Consider the following 18,545-nt stretch of genomic DNA (forward strand, 5'->3'; position numbering starts at 1 on the left):
CACCAATTCTTATTTCAATTATTGACTTTAGTACAATTTTTATGCACTTTACAAAAATAATTTTAAAATAAATAAATTAAGCTGAAAAAAAATCTATGTGATTTATATTATCATTTCCTTTTACCTTTATATTAAGGTGTCCGCCTGCATTTTCACCAATAATTCTAATAAAATATTTATCACTTTTAGGTATATTAATTTCTATATCTTCATCTTCATTTTCTTTTACTTCATTTTTTTTAGCTACTATGTTATAGTTGGAATCTAATACTACAATGTAAAATAACCCCTTATTAATCTTAGTTTTATCTTTTATAACTATTTTTGTATCTTTATCACAAAATGCCTCCATTAAAGACCACTTACCTGTAAATTTATCAAAATCAAAACTCTTTCCATCCCGTGAATCTATTACATTTGTCATATGATAAATACTTTTATCAGATTCATCTTTACTAGATAAATACATATCAGAATTAATATAAAAGGAACTATTTTTATATAAACTAAATCCTAAAATTAAAAAAATTATACAAATAGCTATTAATTTTTCACTCTTCTTCATTTCATACCTCCATTTAATATTCTGTATAGAATAAATATAAAATGTATATATTATACATTTTATATTTATTTACTTTTTAAGTCAAATAATCCATAATATTAAAATAGTATGTGAATATTAATTAGCTATAAATAAACAATTATATGATAAACTCTATAGTATATACAAATAAAAGAGGTGTTTAAATGAAAATTTTTATAAGTGCAGATATTGAAGGGGTAAGTGATATTTGTCATTGGAATGAAACTACAAAAGGACAGGAAGATTATGAAGAATTTAAGATTCAACTTACAAGAGAAGTTAACGCCGTTTGTTTAGGTGCATTGAAGAATAATACAGCTGATATTTTTATAAAGGATGCACATGAAAGTGGAAGAAATATAATTCATAGAGACTTACCTAGAGAAGCCAATTTAATTAGAGGGTGGGCTTATCATCCTTATCTAATGATGGAAGGACTTGATAAAAGTTTTAATTGCAGTATATTTATAGGTTATCATAGTGCTGGTGGAACAAATGGAAGTCCTTTAGCTCATACAATGGACCCTAATAAAATTTTATATATAAAAATAAATGATGAAATAGCTAGTGAATTTAAAATTAATTATTATACTTCATTATATATAGGTGTTCCTGTTGTTTTAGTAACTGGAGATAGAGCATTGTGTGAAGAAGTTAAAAAGGTTAATGAAAATATTAAGACTATTGTAACTAAAATTGGAGTAGGAGATTCTGCTGTAAATATCCACCCTATGGAAATAGAAGATACAATTTTAAAAACAACAGAAAATTTAATAAAAGAAACTGTTTTTGATAAATTTATAGAACCCTTACCTAACAGTTTTAATGTGGAAATAAGTTATAAAAATCATAATGATGCCTATAAAGCTAGCTTTTTTCCAAAAGTTGAGTTAAAAGACAGCAATACTATAACTTTTAAATCTAAAGATTATTTTGAAGTTCTACAAGCATTTTTATTTTTAACATAAATTCAGTAGTTAAAGCAATTTATAAACTAATAAAACTTAATTTTATATACCTAAACTTTGGCAATAAAGACTTTTAAAAGTAACTTGAAACTTTATAAGTCTTTATAAGTTTTTATAAAAAAGTCTATATGAAGATAAAATATTAATTAATTGTATCTCACATAGACTTTTATGTTTCAAACTTCATCTTTATAAACAAATATCCCTATAAAACTTAAAAAAATCATAACAACTAAAACTACAAAAATAAAATTGCATAACACAGTTTTAAAACCTGCTTTCCATGGTATAGTAACTGCATTTATTAAAAAAGTAATGGACCAAAGAAATATTATTAAAACATTTGATACTCTAATATTCTTTTGCTTTTTCTGACCACTTAACATATATCTGTTAAATTCTTTAACATTTACTAATTCTATAAATTTTTCATGAAAATTCAAATCTCTTCTTAGTACAATACATAAAAATAACAATAATAAAGCTAGTGTAAAAAATATTAATTTAAAACCAACAAGCTTGCCAACCAAGAGTGCTGTTATTGCAAGTATATACATAGAAAGGTATTTTTGAAATATTTCACTAAATAGCATTTTACAACAACTCCTATAAAGTTAATAAAAATATGTAGTTTAAAATAATTATTCTTTATATTAATATACACATTGATAATAATATTGATATAAAATATTATTTTGAATTGTTATGTAGATTAATTTTAACATATATTTTACCATTTTTAACCATGTTTTTCTTACTTTTCTGTTAATATTCTGTAATAAATATATAAAGTAATTGAGTAAATTTATTTTATACAGTGATATAGATTTATTTGTTCAGGTTAATATTTATAATTCTTATCAAAATACTAATAAAATATGCAAAAATGATAATTTTAACTATAAAAAGAAACTTTTTATATACATATTCTATATAACTGAATTATATTTGTTTTATACAATAATTGAATTTATAATATTTATAACTTTCATTTTAAAAGTGAAATTCTTTTATAGACTCGGGAATTTTTTTAATAACCAGCTCCATTTTGAATTTTTTCACTTTAAAAATTTCTCTTTATAAATAAAAACATATATTATTTCAAACTTTTTCATTCTATATTTTAAAATCTTAATAAGTTTTAATAAAATCTTAGTGCCTACTTGTATAAATTGTATGTTTTATCTTCATATTAAAGTATATTTTGAATTAAAAAACATGTTTTAATTTCATTTTTTATGGATTTTAAATATATATCCTCGGTAAATTTTATAATTTTAACTATATATATGAAATATATCATAAAATTTCTTTCATATCTCTTTAAAGTTGTTAATAATATTTTATTTATGTATAATTATGTTATATCTAAAGAAAAGGAGACTTTTAAATGAATAAAAAAAGAACTAGAGGCTTTGAAAAAATTTCTATAAATCAATTTGAAAAAGATTTCCAAGATTTAAATGTATCTTATGATGAGTTAAAATTACCTAAAAGAGCTACAGCTAGAGCAGCAGGCTATGATATATATTCTCCTATAAGCTTTATATTGAATCCTAAAGAGGATATAATAATCCCAACTGGATTCAAATCTTATATGCTTAACGATGAAAGTTTAGACATATATCCTAGAAGTGGAATGGGATTTAAATATTATATAAGACTTGCAAACACTATAGGACTTGGTGATAGTGATTATTATAATTGCGATAGTAATGAAGGTCACTACTTTATTAAGTTAAGAAATGAAGGTAATAAACCTTGGATTATAGAAAAAGGAGACGCTATAGGCCAAGGAATCTTTAGAAAATATCTTTTAGCAGATGACGATGATTTTATTGGCAGTGAAAGAATAGGTGGCTTTGGTAGTACTGATAAATAATAAGTTTGAAATATAACTTTTAAAAATTTTATATATTATATAAAAAACCTCGACCCTTATTAAATTAGAAAGGTAGAGGTTTTTATTAATGTTTTTCTTTTATTATATCATCTGATAAAATAAAAGAAATCCAACCTTTTTTACTTACATATCGCAGAAACATTATAAGTCTTTGATAGATAGGGTGACATCCATTAATATAATCTTTTTCTGTTGTATTTTCATATTCCTTTTTTAAAATAGGCATTTCAAGTAGACATTTACCTAAATCATAAACATTTTTTCTACCATCTATATTCATCCAAACATTGCTACCTATTTTATCAAATTTAATATCACTAATAGCAGGCCTTTTTTTATTAATCTTTCTTAAAAATCTTTCTGCTAGTTTATTATGATAGAATATTAAATATACAATATCATCTTTTATTTTATAATCTTTATGTTTGATAACTGGTATATATCTAAGAAAATTATCTTGCTCTTCATAGTTTTTTTCTTTTTTCATCATGATACTCACTCCTTATATTTAAAATTATTACACATATATCTAAATTTAATACAAATTCACTTTAAAAGTAAATAGAAATTAAAAAACATATAAAAATAGGGTAGAGTACAAAACTCCACCCATAACAATATTAAGCTTTTTCTTCTATTCTAATTGAAAATGCATATACCCAATATGCTAATAATATAAAGGCTACCAATGCAGTCCAAGGACTGTTAGCAATTGACGGCATAAAATTTGTTCCAATAGATATTTTTTCTGATAGAGGAGTACCTCCAATTGTAATTGTTGAAATAATTGCTACAAGTATTCCTGTTAATGCATCTCCAGCAACCAATCCTGAAGATAATAGTATACCTCTTTCTGTTTGAAGTTTACCTTGTTCTTCATTAGTTTTAAATTTCTTAGTTACAAAAGTTCTTACTATTCCACCAGTTAAAATTGCCGTAGTTAAATGTATTGGTAAGTATAGTCCAAGTGCCACTGGAAGTATTGGAAGTCCTGCCAATGCACAAAATATTCCTAGAATAGCGCCTACAACAACTAGTGTCCATGGTAATTGTCCAGTCATAACACCTTTGATAACCATAGACATCAATGTAGCTTGTGGTGCTGGAACAGCTTTAGATCCAATTCCATAACTGTTATGTAGCATTAGTAAAACACCACCAGCTGCAAAAGAAGCTAAAAATAAACCTAAATACATGCCCCATTCAACTTTTTTTGGAGTACCACCAATTATGTAAGTAGTTTTTAAACTTTGAGCAACTCCACCAGCAACAGCTATAGCTATACATACTACAGCTCCTGAAAGTATTGCAGTATTCATACCAGCTTGCTCTTCATATCTAAATAATTTTAAGATTCCTGTAATAAACAGTAGGGTAGCAATAGTCATTCCTGATACTGGATTATTAGATACTCCAATAATTCCTGCCATTCTTGCTGAAACTACAGCAAAAAAGAATGCAAATAATACTGCTAAAAATGAACCTAAAGCACCTAGTTTTAAACCTGGTAGGAACCAACCAAGGATGAATACTAAAATTGCTGCACCTAAAACCCAGGTTAGTGGTGTATCTACATCAGTTCTTTTTACTATAGTAGTTTCACTATTTCCACCAAGTCCTTGTAGTGCTGTTTTAAAAGATTTTATTATTGTTGGTAATGACTTACCAAGACTAATAAATCCACCAGCCGCAACAGCTCCAGCACCTATATATCTTATGTATTGGCTCCAAATGTCCCATGCACCCATTTCTGATATTAAAGATGCTGAAGGAAACAAGGGAGTCATAAGATCTGCTCCTACATATTTTATTAATGGTATAAGCCCAAGCCATGCAATTAGTGCACCACCAAACATATAAAGAGCTACTTCCAGTCCTACAATAAATCCAACACCTACAAGAGAGGCCATTGCATTAACCCCAATTAATGTTCCTTGAAGAGGAGTTATTACCCATTCTGGTGATTCTTGCCAAATTTTAAATGCAGATGAAAAGAATTTAAATAGGGCACCTACACCAATACCTGTGGTTACAGTTTTAAGACCACTTCCACCTTCCATTCCTGTAACAAGAACTTCGGCAGCAGCCATACCTTCTGGAAAAATTAATTCACCATGCTGCTCAACTATTAAATATTTTCTAAATGGAATAACAAAAATTAGACCTAGTAGACCACCAAGGGCAGTACAAATAAAGATTGTATAAAGATTTAAAGTCATTCCCCAAATTATTATAGCGGGAAGGGTATATATTATACCACCAGCTATAGATTCACCCATAGCCGCAACGGATTGTATCATATTTGCTTCTAAAATATTATTTCTTCTAAATATTTTCTTTAAAATACCAGCGCCTAAAATAGATGCGGGTATACCTGCAGCTATTGTCATTCCAACTTGTAATCCAAGATATACATTAGCTGCTGCAAAAATACAAGCAAATATAATACCAATTATTATGGAAATTGTAGTTGCTTCTGGCATTGCTACATCAGTAGGTACAAAAGGCATATAATCTTCACCTTTAATTCCTCCATAGGCATTGTGAGAAAGCTTTTTATTTGTAGTCATTATTCTCCTCCTTACTTATTTCATTTGTTTAGTAAAATAAAGAGCATTATTTCTCCTCTTTATCTTCATTTGTTAAATAAATACCACCTTTAACTAGTTACAGATTGCATTTATATGCTTATTATTTTCTATAATATATTTTTTATTCTATTAGTATCTATTCATCCATCAATGGGTTTTGATTTATAGCTTCTCTTAAAGTGTCATTGTCTACATGAGTATATATTTGAGTTGTAGCTACATTTTCATGACCCAAAATCTGTTGTAATGTTCTAACATCAACTTTTCCGTATTTGTGCATTAAAGTAGCACTAGTATGCCTTAGCTTATGTGGTGTGTATTTATCCTTATCAAGACCTGCAAGCCCAACATACTTTTTTACTATTCTCTCTACAGTTCTTTTGTTAATTCTACCATATTTTCCACTTATAAATAGGGCGTCTTTATCTTCATTTTTAACTCTAAAATTAATTTCATTTCTAATAGGCATATAATTATTTATAGATTTTAGTGCAGCTTTATTTAAATATATAGTTCTTTCTTTGTTGCCTTTTCCTAAAACTTTTAATATGTCACCTTTAATATTAGATATGTTTATACTACAAAGCTCAGATAATCTAAGTCCACAATTTAAAAATAGGGTAATGATACAATAATCTCTTTGTGAATTTTTATCTCTAGTTTTAGCGGCAGTTAAAAGATCTTTACTTTCATCTAATGTGAGATAAATAGGGCTACGTTTTCCTAATTTAGGGGACTCCAGTTCTAGTGTAACATTGTAGGGAATTAACTTAACTTTATTTACAAGATAGTTAAAAAGGGATTTCAAACTAGCAACTTTTCTTGCCTTAGCACTAGGACCATTTCCTCTAGAGTTTTCTAAATAGGAGACATAAGCATAAAAATCATTTAATGTAAGGGTTTTTAAAAGTTCAATAGAAATATCATTGATAGGGATGTTATCAAAGTGAGTATCTAAAGGTGCTAAATTTTTATGCAATTTCAAGAATCTAAGAAAAAGATTTATATCTGATGTATATGCCTTTAGAGTACTTTTTGAAACACCTTTAACAGTGGTCATATAATTTAAAAAATCATCTATGTAATAGGGTTTTTTACAATTTAATTTAGCCATAAAAAATTCCTCCTAAGGTAAAATAATAAATAATTTACATAATATATACAGTATATCATAAAAACATGAAAATGTCGTGAAACTTACATTTCACGACATAAATGTATCACTGAAAAGAGAGGTTTTTATAGCTTTATATAATAAGTATATCTATAACCTATCTTTTTTACCTACTATAATTTTATAAATTTAAATTATTTTTTTATAATAAAAGTTTTAGTAATAACTTTTTTGTTTTTAGTAACTTTTTTATTTATTTTAAACTTAAAATTCTTTCCAATACCTTTTATTCTAAATCCATTATTATTAACTTTATAATCTAATTTTAAATGGCCTAAGCTCTTTATACTATTAACTATCATCTTACACCTCTAAGTTTATATAATTATATTAATCTTCTATCCATTAAATTTAACTTTATTTTCCTATATTATATCATACTCAAATTATTAAGTAATCTTTCTTTATTATTATAATTTTAAAATTAATAAAAACAGACTGAATCTTTTTCATTTCAATCTGTTCTTATTTATACTTTATGAACTTATCCTAAACCTTTTTCATTTTATTTTTTCTTATTAAATATATAAATCCTATAATGACTATTATTTCTATAAATGTGGCTACTAAACCTGCTTCTGGTCCAAACACACCACCGGACACTATTGAATTATCTTTTAATTTTAAATCTATAAGTGTACCAACTGATGTATCTAAACCACTAACTTCAAATCCAAATATATTGCCTTGCATAAAGTTCCATGCAGCATGTAACCCACAAGCCCCCCAAAGATTTCCTGTATATATTACATATAATCCAAATGTAAATCCTGATAAAATAATATTTACAATAGCTAAAACATTGATATTAGGGTTAAATAAATGAATTAATCCAAAATATATAGATGATACAATGAGCCCTACTAACCCATTATATTTAGCACCTAAAATATTCATTAGCCACCCTCTTGCAACTATTTCTTCGCTAGCACTTTGAATAATCCATCCAGGTAAAATTATAAGTATGCTAGTAATAGCACTTATCCCTACATTTTGTATAGAATTCGTTTCAAGTGTAGCATAACCTAATATATATAATATAAAAGCAATTGTACACATCATTACACTTCCTAGTAAAAAACCTTTTAAATAGTTTCTAATACTATTCTCCTTATTAAGCCCTAAATCTGATATGTCTCTTTTTTCTATAAATTTTACTCTAAAAAATACTACTAGACTAATAAATAAAAATCCTGATAAATCTAAAAAGAGAATTAATAATTTATTGTCATTTGTATTTAATCCTAATGTAGTAAAGAATTTAAATAATATAATTGCAGCTATCCAGCCAAAAAATCCACCAAACTCAATCATAATTTCAGCTAGTATAGGAGTCCAAATTATATTACCAAGCTTCTTACTTTTTTTAGCTTTTAAGAATAAACTCTCATTATTATTTATTAACATTATTACACCACCCTTTTATATTTCAGTCTCCATATTAATGTTATATTAAGTAAATGTAAACAATTATTACTTTAAAATGAAATATATGTACTTGAATAGCTTTTAAATTACAAATTTTAGGTGGTAATTCATCATATTTATGTGTATAATATTTTAGTATGCTATAATAAACAATTACCTATTTATAAAATAACAAATTAATAAGGAGCAATTTTTATGGAAGAACTTAATGAAGTATTAAACTTAAATTTAAGTAATTTAAGTTTATTTGATATGACAGAAGATAATTTAATAGTTTTTAAGGAAGAAAATTATTATAACAAAAGTAATTTTTATTTTTGGTTATTAAATAAATTATCAAAACTAGAAAATTCAAACTCTATAAAGGAGTTAGCTTATGGACATTATTTAGCTTCGTATTATCTATTAATTATATTAACACCACTATGCTATGAAGAATTAGCATTTAATCATTGCAAAAAAGCTTTGGCCTTAGATGATAATTTAAAATATAAAGAATGGATGCTTATATTTTCTACTTATAACCTATTGACAGTTGAAGATATGGAATCATTAGTATCAGATGTATTAAAAAACAATCCTAATAGCTTACTTGTAAATACGTTGTATAATAATTAAATTAAAAGTGTCATACATAAAATTTAAATTATGTATGACACTTTTAATTTAAAATTCTTTTATTATTATATCAGATATAAATTCTGCATTATCTTTATTTTGTATGCTAAATACTGTAAGTGTTAATTTGCTTTCATCTAAAGAAGCATAAATTTTATTACTATTTATACAATTGTTATCTATACTCATGTTTATTTTTTTACTTAATTCCTCTTTCAAAGTTTTGTCCAAAGGAATAAAATCATTTAAATAAATAGTTAAATTCTCTACTATTCCACCAACTCTTAATGTAAAATCTAAATTACTAGTTTTAATACTTTTAAATAAACTATTTACCTTTTTATCATTGTTTAAAACTTCTATTATATCTCCTTTAAAATCTAAAGTAACTAAAGATATATCTGCCTCTTTATCATAAAGATTAAATGTATGATCTATTATACCTTTACACACATTTTTATATCCATTTTCAATATAATTCATCATTTTATCTATTGAAATACCAGTAACTAATTTTCCAGGTATGAATTCTTTAAGTATTTCTCTTAAAGGTTTAACTATTTTTATAGGAGCAACTAATGATATCTTGCCTTCTATATTTTTTAGGTCATCTTTTAATGAATTATATAAAACAAGACTTAATAGTTTATTAATTTCATAATATGAAAGAGTTATTTCTATATTATTATCTTTTAGATCATATTTAAGCTTTAAATCTTTTTTACCTGAATCTTGAAGAAACATTATTATTGTATTTAAATTTGAATAATAATTTTTTATTGTTTCTTTTAAATTTAAGTTTATGTTTTTACTGTCAAAAAAGTCTATATTAACATTAAAATTTTCTAAGTTATCTAATTCTCTAAACATATCTTCTGTTGTAATAAAGTTAATATATTCATTTTTTATATTTAAATTTAAAGATTTATAATAACCATATTTCATTATTAAATTACTTAAAGCTTCTACAGATATATTTAAATTTTTTGAAACTACATGACCTTCTCCTTTTGCAGAATAACAAAATTCCCCTTCTTCAATCTCACAGTGGCTTTTAAAAATTAAAGTTTTATTCATATCTAAAAATAAAAGGTTATCCTTATATTTATTTATTTCAAGATTATCTTTATAAAGATTTAATGCTAAAATATTTATTACATTTAAATTTGATGTTAATAAATTATTATCTTTCTCTTTCATTAAAATTTTTATCATATTGTACTCATTAAACGCAATAATTAAGTTTTTATATATTATGTGTTTTAATTGAAAGAACGCCTTTAAAGCATCTAAAAGTTTATATATAAATGTGTCCTTACTTATAGTAATATGATTTTCATTATCATCTAATATAATTGTAGAATTTTTGTTGCATAATAGGTTTTCTATATCATTTATTATATAGCTTGAACTTTTTTTAATTTCATTCTTCAGTATTAAATCTAATATTTCAAGTTGAAAATTATCAGGAGATTCTATATCAGAAACTACTATTGATAAGGGTAATGTTAATAAACTTTTGCTACCCTCTTTTTTTAAGATTATACTTCCACTATTTATGTATATAAATATATCATCTTGCAAATTAAAGTTATTTTCAATTAAATTTTCTGTCATGTTAAAATACTCCCCTTCAATTATATTTTTATTAGATATAAAATTATATGTTTCACTTTTTTCTTCGGTAAAGCTTATATAGTCTATAGACTGTTCTACTAAGGTAGTTGCTAGTTCTATTTCAGAAGATTCCTTTAAAAATATCTCTTCATCTTTAATTAATCTACCTTTTTTATTAAGCAATTCTAAAACTTTGTTTTCTAAGAGCTCTCTATTAAAAAGAAAGTCTTTATATTGGCTATAACTTAAATTAAGTTCTTTTAAAAGTATTATTATTTCATCTATGTTAGCATCTTTTATGTATTGATCTGTATACACCTTATTATTAAATTCTATTTTAAAAGTCAACTTTTTCAACTCCTTCTAAAATTCCAAAATACACCTATACTTAATGTCGGTTATTATTTTAAAATCTTAATTCTTGTATTTGTAAACAATAAGAAATTCATCATAGAATTAATACACTTTTAGATTATAATGTACAAATAAAAAACTTACTAAGTACTAATTTCCTTAGCAAGTGTTTTTATAGAACGTTTTTACTTAATTTAAAATATATATTATATAATAGTCTTATCCTTATCTTTTTTATATTCGTTTAAAAAGATAAATGGTCCATAGGTAATAATATTAAGAACTGCTGCAAAAATTAAGGCTTTTAGTGTTATAACACCTGCTTTTCCACCGGTTAGAGCCATTCCTATAGTATTATTTGCAAAGTGTATCAAAATCGGTGTCCATAAATTATTAGTTTTCATATATGCAAATCCTAAAAAAATGCCTAAAAATACACAAAATAAAATATGGTTTATAACACAATATATTGGTGTCTCAGGACTATACAAAGTAAAACAAAGTGGTAAGTGCCATATACCCCAAATAAATCCCAATATTAATACTCCTAGTCTTTTCCCAAAAATATTTTGTAGTCTTGGCTGAAGATACCCTCTCCATCCAAATTCTTCTCCAAAAAAAATAGTAAATGATAAAAAAGCATTTATACATAAACTTAACGGCATCATAAGTAAAGTAGAAAGTATTTTTAACACATCAAATGATTGATCATCTTGAAACAATATAGGTATGCCAATGCGAAGAAGATATAATCCTATAAATATTAATAAAATTATAGCAATTTTACATAAATTATTATTAAATTTTAAATTTATACTTTCAAAGGAATTATCATCATTACGTAGTATAATAATAACCGATACAAAGCTAGATATAGCCACAATTATTTGTATAATAATTGATAAAATGTTCAAATTGTTTTTAAAGACAAATGTACCTATAAATAAAATAATAATTGATATTATAGTAGTTATAATGAAAATATTAAAAAATATCTTTACAGGTCTTTTGATTTCTTCTTTTCTAAAATATCTCATGGTAATAATTGTGGCAAATGCAGGATAAAGCATTTGAACAATTGCAAAATTTTCAATAAATTCTGATGAAACATTTTTATATGCAATAAAAAGAATAACTCCCATTAAAGCTGTAATCCCAAAATTTATAATTAAAAAAGTTAAAATTTCACTTTTGTTTTTAGAAGAATAATTATTCATTAAACTAGCTCCTCTCATTTAGTATAAGGTCTAAATTGACATTTAAAATTATATATTTTTAAATTTTGATATCCTAAATAATAAGACATGGTCAAAATACTTTAAATTTCAATAAAACTTTTTAAAATTTACCTATTAGATTTATATATAACTTTGAATAGGACCATATTTTCTTATGTTAACTTTTTTAACTTTAACAATTATTTTTATCTAAATATTCATTCAATTCTTCCCAGTGTAGTTCCCATTGTTCTATAAATTCCTGTAATGATTTCTCAACATTTTCTTTTAAAATATTTAACTCCATTATTTTAAAGTAGTCTGAGCTATTTTCTTCCATTTCATTGTTTAAATGCTCAATTTTTTTTTCATTTTCTAATATAATAGTCTCTAGTTTAAATATTTTCTTTTCTAATACTTTTTTCGTATTTATATTTTTCCAATTTTTCCTTTCAGGTTTACTTTTCTTATTTTCTTCAATTTGAATATTAAATTTAGATTTTTCTTCTTTGTAAGCATCATAATTTCCATCATAGCTTTCAAAAGAGTTATTTTCTATTGCGATTATTCTATTAGCAATTCTATTTATAAAGTATCTATCATGAGATATAAAGAATATAGTCCCTTTAAAATCCCTTAAAGATTCTTCTAAGTTTTCTATTGAGTCAATATCTAGATGATTTGTAGGTTCATCAAGTATTAATAAATTTATATCATCATACAAAAGCATACTTAATTTTAATCTAATTTTTTCACCACCAGATAAATGCTTAACCTTTTTAAATACATCACTACCAAAAAACATAAACTTTGATAAATACTCTCTAGCTTTTCCCTCAAGAATAGAAATATCTTCTCTAAAACATTCTATAACTGTCATATTTTCATCATTAAAACGTATGCTTTGTGGAAGATATGCTACTTTAGCACTTTCTGAAATCGTTACTTCTCCAGCATCTAAGTTTTCTTTATCAAGTAGTATTTTTAAAAAAGTAGTTTTACCACTTCCATTAGAACCTATTAATGCCGTTCGTTCTTTGAATCTAACTAACATATTTCCATTATAAAAAAGTGTTTTATCATCATAACTTTTACATAGATTTTTTGATTTTATAACTTCATTACCAGAGCGTTCACTATCTTTAAAATTAAGTGTCATATTTTTTCTTTCTAATTTAGGTTTATCTATTCTTTCCATTTTATCTAGACTTTTTTGCATACTTGCTGCACGTCTGAAAAACTTATTATTGTCTGCTCTTAATGCCCAATCTCTTAAATCTTTTATAGCTTTCTCCATAGCATCTATTTTCTTTTGTTGTTCTTTAAATTGATTAAACTGTATAAGCATATTTTCTTCTTTTTGTTTAACAAAATCAGAGTAATTACCTTTATATGTCTCGCAAACACCATCCTCAATTTCTATAATTTTATTAACTACATTATCTAAAAAGTATCTATCATGGGAAACTATAATAACAATACCATTATAACTTTTTAAATATCCCTCTAACCATTCTACTGATTCCATATCTAAATGATTTGTTGGTTCATCTAATAAAAGGATATCTGGAGAATCCAAAAGAATTTTCCCTAAAATTACAGTAGTCTTTTCACCTCCACTTAAAATATTAAAATCTTTTTTTAAAAAGTCATCATTGAAATTTAATCCTTTACAAACCTTGCTTAATTTTTCTTTTTGCTCAAACCCACCTTTTGCAGTATATTTATCTTGCAAATAACTATATTCTTTTAAAGTCCTATTTAAGATTTCTCCTTCTAATGTTTTCATCTTAATTTCTAAAGATTTCATAGTTACTTCAATTTCTTTTAACTCACTAAAAGCTAAGCTTAAAATATCTATAACCTTAACATCTTCATCATAATTTGGAATTTGGTCAAGATAAGAAATAGTATAATTCTTAGGTATAGTTATTAGCCCTTTATCATCTCTTGTCATTGTAAAAATCCCTGCTATTAACTTTAATACTGTACTTTTTCCACATCCATTTGCTCCAACAATTCCCACCTTTTCACCATCATAAATATTAAAAGTAACATCCTCTAGTACCAATGTAGCATCTAAATACTTTTTTACTTTATTAAAAGATAGTTCAATCATCATATCACCTACAATCTTTAGTATTTAGTAAAATTATACCATTGAAGATTAATATTTACTATGAAATACCCTTTTATTATTCTAACTAAAAACTATATTTAATAAGTCCTTTCCTTTATTAAGCATAATATTGTGCTTGTGCCATATACATTTTGTTGTATTGACTTTCTTTTTCTTTTATAAGCTCTTCATGTGTTCCATATTGAACAATTCTGCCTTTATGGAAAACTGCAATTTTATCACAAAATTTACAGCTAGATAGTCTATGTGAAATATATATTGCTGTTTTATTCCCTATAAGTTCATTAAAACTATTATATATTTCAAATTCTGCAATAGGATCTAATGCTGCTGTTGGCTCATCTAAGACAACTATAGGCGCATCTTTATATACTGTTCTTGATATAGCTAGCTTTTGAGCTTGTCCTCCTGAGAATTCTATACCATCCTCTTCAAAAGTTTTGTATATATGAGTGTTTATACCTTTATCTAATTTTAGTACATCTTTTTCTAGTCCAGATTTATTTAAAGCTTCATATAACTTATCTTTATTAAACTTTTTAGCATCATTAAGTATAATGTTTTCTTTAATAGAAAATGCAAATAACTTAAAGTCTTGAAAAACTACTCCTAAAATTTTCATATATTCATCATAATCATAATTTTCGATATTTACTCCATTTAGTAAAATTACTCCTTTTGATGGTCTATAAAGTCTTGTTAATAATTTTATAAAAGTTGTTTTTCCTGCTCCATTTAATCCAACAACAGAAAGTTTTTCGCCAGCTGATATCTTTATAGATACATCTTCTAAAGTATAGTTACTACTTCTTGGATATTTAAAACTTACATTTTTAAATTCAATTTCATATTGAGCTATGTTATCAATTTTATTCTCACCACTTAATTGATTAGATTTAATTTGTTCAAACTCCATATATGGGTTTAAATATATACATAGTTGTCTTATTCTTATAAAATTAGTTATAAATTTAGAAATATTACTACTAAAATTACTAGCAGCAGAAACATACATAGCAAAAGAACCTATACCTATTTTATTCATTAATACTTTGTAAGTCATATAGCTATATACTGCTAACATCTGAATTTGTAAATTTATATTACTAATACCGTTATATTTTCCTATTGCATTAGATAAATTTCCAAATTTTTTTATTGTAGTTTTGTTATATTCTTTTATTTTGCCTAATATCAAAGGTGATATATTATAAAGTCTAATATCTTTTGCAATAGAAAAATCATTAGTTGTGCTTAAGTAATATCCAAATGCCCTATTAAGTGGAATTAAATCCTGAAAAATATTAAATTGCATTTTTTGAATTTTCTTGTATATATAAGAATTTAATATTACTATAGCTAATATAACTAATATTATATAAACATCTAGTGTTAAAATAACAGCAAGTATACTTATTATTGCTATAGATTCAGTAAATATATTTACTATTACAGCTATTAAATCTTCTATAACTCCTTGATTATTAACTGGGAAAATTGCTCTCTCTTTTAAATCTAAAATTTCAGGATCCTCGATATTTTGAAAATCCATATCCATTATCTTTTTACCAATTAATAGCTCAAACCCATTTACAATTTGAATCTTTAAAATACTTAACTTTGTATCTAATATACTATTAATAATATTTAACAATGCATTACTTATTATTATTGTTAAAACTAAAGTAATAAACACTTCCCCCCTTTTACTACCTAATAATTCATCTATAATAAACTTAGGCATAATAATATTTATTAAGGGAGTTATTGCTTTAAATATAGAGGATAAAATAAGCAAAGGAATATACATTTTAGAAATATTATTAGTAATTTTCAAAAAATGCTTTATTGTTTTAAAATCTACTTTAATTTCTTCTTTTAATTTAGTTTTCATTTATACACACTCCCTCTCTAGATTTTCTTTTGCATAATAGGAAGCTTGTACATTAAACATAGAGTAGTATTTTCCTTCTTTTTTCATTAATTCATCATGAGTTCCATATTCTTTAATTTCTCCATCTTCAAAAAAAGCTATTACATCACAAAACCTAGTGCTAGATAATCTATGTGAAATATATATTGCTGTTTTATCTTCAATCATTTCATCAAACTTTTTATAAATATTATATTCAGCTATAGGATCTAATGCTGAAGTTGGTTCATCTAAAATAATTACCTTTCCATTTTTATAAAGAGCTCTAGCTAATGCTATTCTTTGATTTTCACCACCAGATAATTCTATACCTTGAGAATCTAATATTTTAAGTAAAGAAGTATCTATACCATTTTCCAAAGAATTCACCTTATTGGTTAAGCCTGCCTTTTTAATACACTGAATGACTTTATTTCTATCAATAAGTTCATTTTCTATAAGAGCTATATTTTCAGCTATGCTAAAAGCAAATATCTTTATTTCTTGAAATACTACAGAGAATAATTTATAATATTCTGACTTGTTCAAAGTAGATATATTTATTCCATTAATAAAAATTTCACCTTCTGTTGGTTCATAAAGTCTTGTTATTAGTTTTACAAAAGTGGTCTTTCCTGCACCATTTATACCAACTATAGCTAAACGCTGACCTTTTTTTATTTTTAATGAAAGATTTTTATAAATATATCTATCACTGTTAGGATATTTAAAACTTACATTTTTAAATTCAATTTCATAAGTGGTATCTTTGGGAATATTATTAAATTCATTATTATTTTCTTTTTTATTTTCAAATTCTAAAAAATCTCTAAAATCATTTATATATAAATTTTGAGCATTAATATGAGCTATATTATCTAAAATAGTTTGCATCCAAGATGCAAATCCTGAAATAGTTGTAAAATACATAGTAAAATTTCCAATACTCATAGTACCCTTTAAAACATTATAAATTAAATAAAAATATACCAATCCTTCTCTTATAAGAAGTAATACTATAGACACTATAGATACTTTAAATTCTTTATTCTTAATGGTACTTTCAATATTTACTTTACTATTATTAAATAAATTAAATTTATCTTGTAACCATAAACTTAAATTAAAAATTCTAATATCTTTTCCGTAAGAAAAATTATACATAATATCATAAATATAATTACGTTTTCTTGAATAATTAGATAAGTCATCTTTCTTTGAGTATCTGTATTTCTTAATTTTCATCGTCAGATAATAAACAAAACTTACATTTGCTAATAGATATAACAATATCCATGGACTTAAAGTTAATACTATAGTTATATATCCTAAAAAAGCTATAACAGCTCCAAAAAGTTCAAATAATTTATGATAAACCCCTTCAATACCATTTGTATTGTCTCCAATAGCCTTTGAACAAGTTTCTATATCATTCAATATTTTCGAATTTTCTGTGTATTCAAAATCCATAGTCATACATTTTTCCTGCATAAGATTCATAAATTTAAGTCTTATTAAAAGCATTTTAGGAAAAGCTATATTATCTAAATATGTTGTTAAAAAGTTTGATATTGAAGATATTATGAAAAAAACTACTAATATATTAATAAGTACATTAGGTCTTTTAAGTCCAGTTAATTCATCAATTAAGAACTTTGGAAGAAATATACTTATAAAAGGAACTAACGCTGTAACTACTGTAAATATACTAAAATAAAAAAATATTTTTTTCTCCCATCTCCAAGCATTTTTTAATAAAAATAAAACATTTACTTTTACACTTCTATTTTTCTTGTCCATAACAAGCCCCCTGCAAATTCATGATTATTATATAATATATGTTATCATATCAAATACATATTTTTACTTATCATAATTACAATTTACAAATTATAAATAAATATTTGAAGTTATTTATAGGTATACATTCTAAAGTATAGATAATTTTAAAAGACAACTTGAAACCCTATATAACATACAGCTTTATTAAAATACAAAAATACCCTAAAAGTAGATCATTATAATCTTACATGTAGG

At 24.6% G+C, this 18,545-nt stretch carries 15 protein-coding genes; 3 read left to right on the forward strand and 12 right to left on the reverse strand.

Annotated elements, in window-relative coordinates:
* Positions 1–76 precede the first annotated feature (76 nt).
* Entirely contained in the window at positions 77–565 is a 489-nt protein-coding gene (locus KQI36_RS10555; RefSeq protein ID WP_216450832.1) for a hypothetical protein, read from the reverse strand.
* Positions 566–750: 185 nt separating this feature from the next.
* Here KQI36_RS10555 and KQI36_RS10560 point away from each other — a divergent pair, with 185 nt between their 5' ends.
* Entirely contained in the window at positions 751–1,554 is an 804-nt protein-coding gene (locus tag KQI36_RS10560; protein WP_216450833.1) for a M55 family metallopeptidase, read from the forward strand.
* Between the two features lie 176 nt (positions 1,555–1,730).
* Here KQI36_RS10560 and KQI36_RS10565 read toward each other — a convergent pair whose 3' ends face one another.
* Positions 1,731–2,147 carry a hypothetical protein gene (locus KQI36_RS10565; RefSeq protein ID WP_010297164.1) on the reverse strand — a complete coding sequence of 139 codons (417 nt, stop codon included), beginning with the start codon at positions 2,145–2,147 and terminating at the stop codon, positions 1,731–1,733.
* 797 nt (positions 2,148–2,944) lie between these two features.
* On the opposite strand from KQI36_RS10565, the gene KQI36_RS10570 reads away from it, so the two are divergent.
* Entirely contained in the window at positions 2,945–3,436 is a 492-nt protein-coding gene (locus KQI36_RS10570) for a dCTP deaminase/dUTPase family protein (RefSeq protein WP_010297161.1), read from the forward strand.
* Between the two features lie 85 nt (positions 3,437–3,521).
* On the opposite strand, the gene KQI36_RS10575 is transcribed toward KQI36_RS10570, so the two are convergent.
* The 5 genes from KQI36_RS10575 to KQI36_RS10595 form a co-directional block, all read right to left on the reverse strand.
* On the reverse strand, positions 3,522–3,947 hold the full coding sequence (locus tag KQI36_RS10575; RefSeq protein WP_244991559.1) for a PqqD family protein: 426 nt from the start codon (positions 3,945–3,947) through the stop codon (positions 3,522–3,524).
* A gap of 130 nt (positions 3,948–4,077) precedes the next feature.
* Positions 4,078–6,027, reverse strand: coding sequence for an OPT family oligopeptide transporter (locus KQI36_RS10580; protein ID WP_216450834.1), 1,950 nt, complete (start codon positions 6,025–6,027; stop codon positions 4,078–4,080).
* Positions 6,028–6,184: 157 nt separating this feature from the next.
* A complete protein-coding gene (locus KQI36_RS10585; protein ID WP_216450835.1) occupies positions 6,185–7,162 on the reverse strand; it encodes a tyrosine recombinase XerC in 978 nt (325 codons plus the stop codon).
* 194 nt (positions 7,163–7,356) lie between these two features.
* Positions 7,357–7,524 (reverse strand): hypothetical protein, encoded by a 168-nt coding sequence (locus KQI36_RS10590; protein WP_155844777.1) that lies wholly within the window; start codon positions 7,522–7,524, stop codon positions 7,357–7,359.
* 187 nt (positions 7,525–7,711) lie between these two features.
* Positions 7,712–8,629 carry a CPBP family intramembrane glutamic endopeptidase gene (locus tag KQI36_RS10595; RefSeq protein ID WP_216450836.1) on the reverse strand — a complete coding sequence of 306 codons (918 nt, stop codon included), beginning with the start codon at positions 8,627–8,629 and terminating at the stop codon, positions 7,712–7,714.
* 216 nt (positions 8,630–8,845) lie between these two features.
* On the opposite strand from KQI36_RS10595, the gene KQI36_RS10600 reads away from it, so the two are divergent.
* Positions 8,846–9,268 (forward strand): hypothetical protein, encoded by a 423-nt coding sequence (locus KQI36_RS10600; RefSeq protein WP_216450837.1) that lies wholly within the window; start codon positions 8,846–8,848, stop codon positions 9,266–9,268.
* Between the two features lie 48 nt (positions 9,269–9,316).
* On the opposite strand, the gene KQI36_RS10605 is transcribed toward KQI36_RS10600, so the two are convergent.
* The 5 genes from KQI36_RS10605 to KQI36_RS10625 all read right to left on the reverse strand — a co-directional run bounded on the left by KQI36_RS10605 (position 9,317) and on the right by KQI36_RS10625 (position 18,308).
* Entirely contained in the window at positions 9,317–11,233 is a 1,917-nt protein-coding gene (locus KQI36_RS10605) for a hypothetical protein (RefSeq protein ID WP_216450838.1), read from the reverse strand.
* 212 nt (positions 11,234–11,445) lie between these two features.
* The gene (locus KQI36_RS10610; RefSeq protein WP_216450839.1) at positions 11,446–12,456 is read right to left on the reverse strand and encodes a CPBP family intramembrane glutamic endopeptidase; all 1,011 of its coding nucleotides are present in this window, start codon (positions 12,454–12,456) and stop codon (positions 11,446–11,448) included.
* 193 nt (positions 12,457–12,649) lie between these two features.
* A complete protein-coding gene (abc-f, locus tag KQI36_RS10615; protein ID WP_216450840.1) occupies positions 12,650–14,575 on the reverse strand; it encodes a ribosomal protection-like ABC-F family protein in 1,926 nt (641 codons plus the stop codon).
* Between the two features lie 118 nt (positions 14,576–14,693).
* The gene (locus KQI36_RS10620; protein WP_216450841.1) at positions 14,694–16,490 is read right to left on the reverse strand and encodes an ABC transporter ATP-binding protein; all 1,797 of its coding nucleotides are present in this window, start codon (positions 16,488–16,490) and stop codon (positions 14,694–14,696) included.
* Positions 16,491–18,308, reverse strand: coding sequence for an ABC transporter ATP-binding protein (locus tag KQI36_RS10625; protein ID WP_216450842.1), 1,818 nt, complete (start codon positions 18,306–18,308; stop codon positions 16,491–16,493).
* Positions 18,309–18,545 lie beyond the last annotated feature (237 nt).

The organism is Clostridium senegalense, from assembly GCF_018916625.1.
In the GTDB taxonomy this organism is placed as follows: domain Bacteria; phylum Bacillota; class Clostridia; order Clostridiales; family Clostridiaceae; genus Clostridium_J; species Clostridium_J senegalense.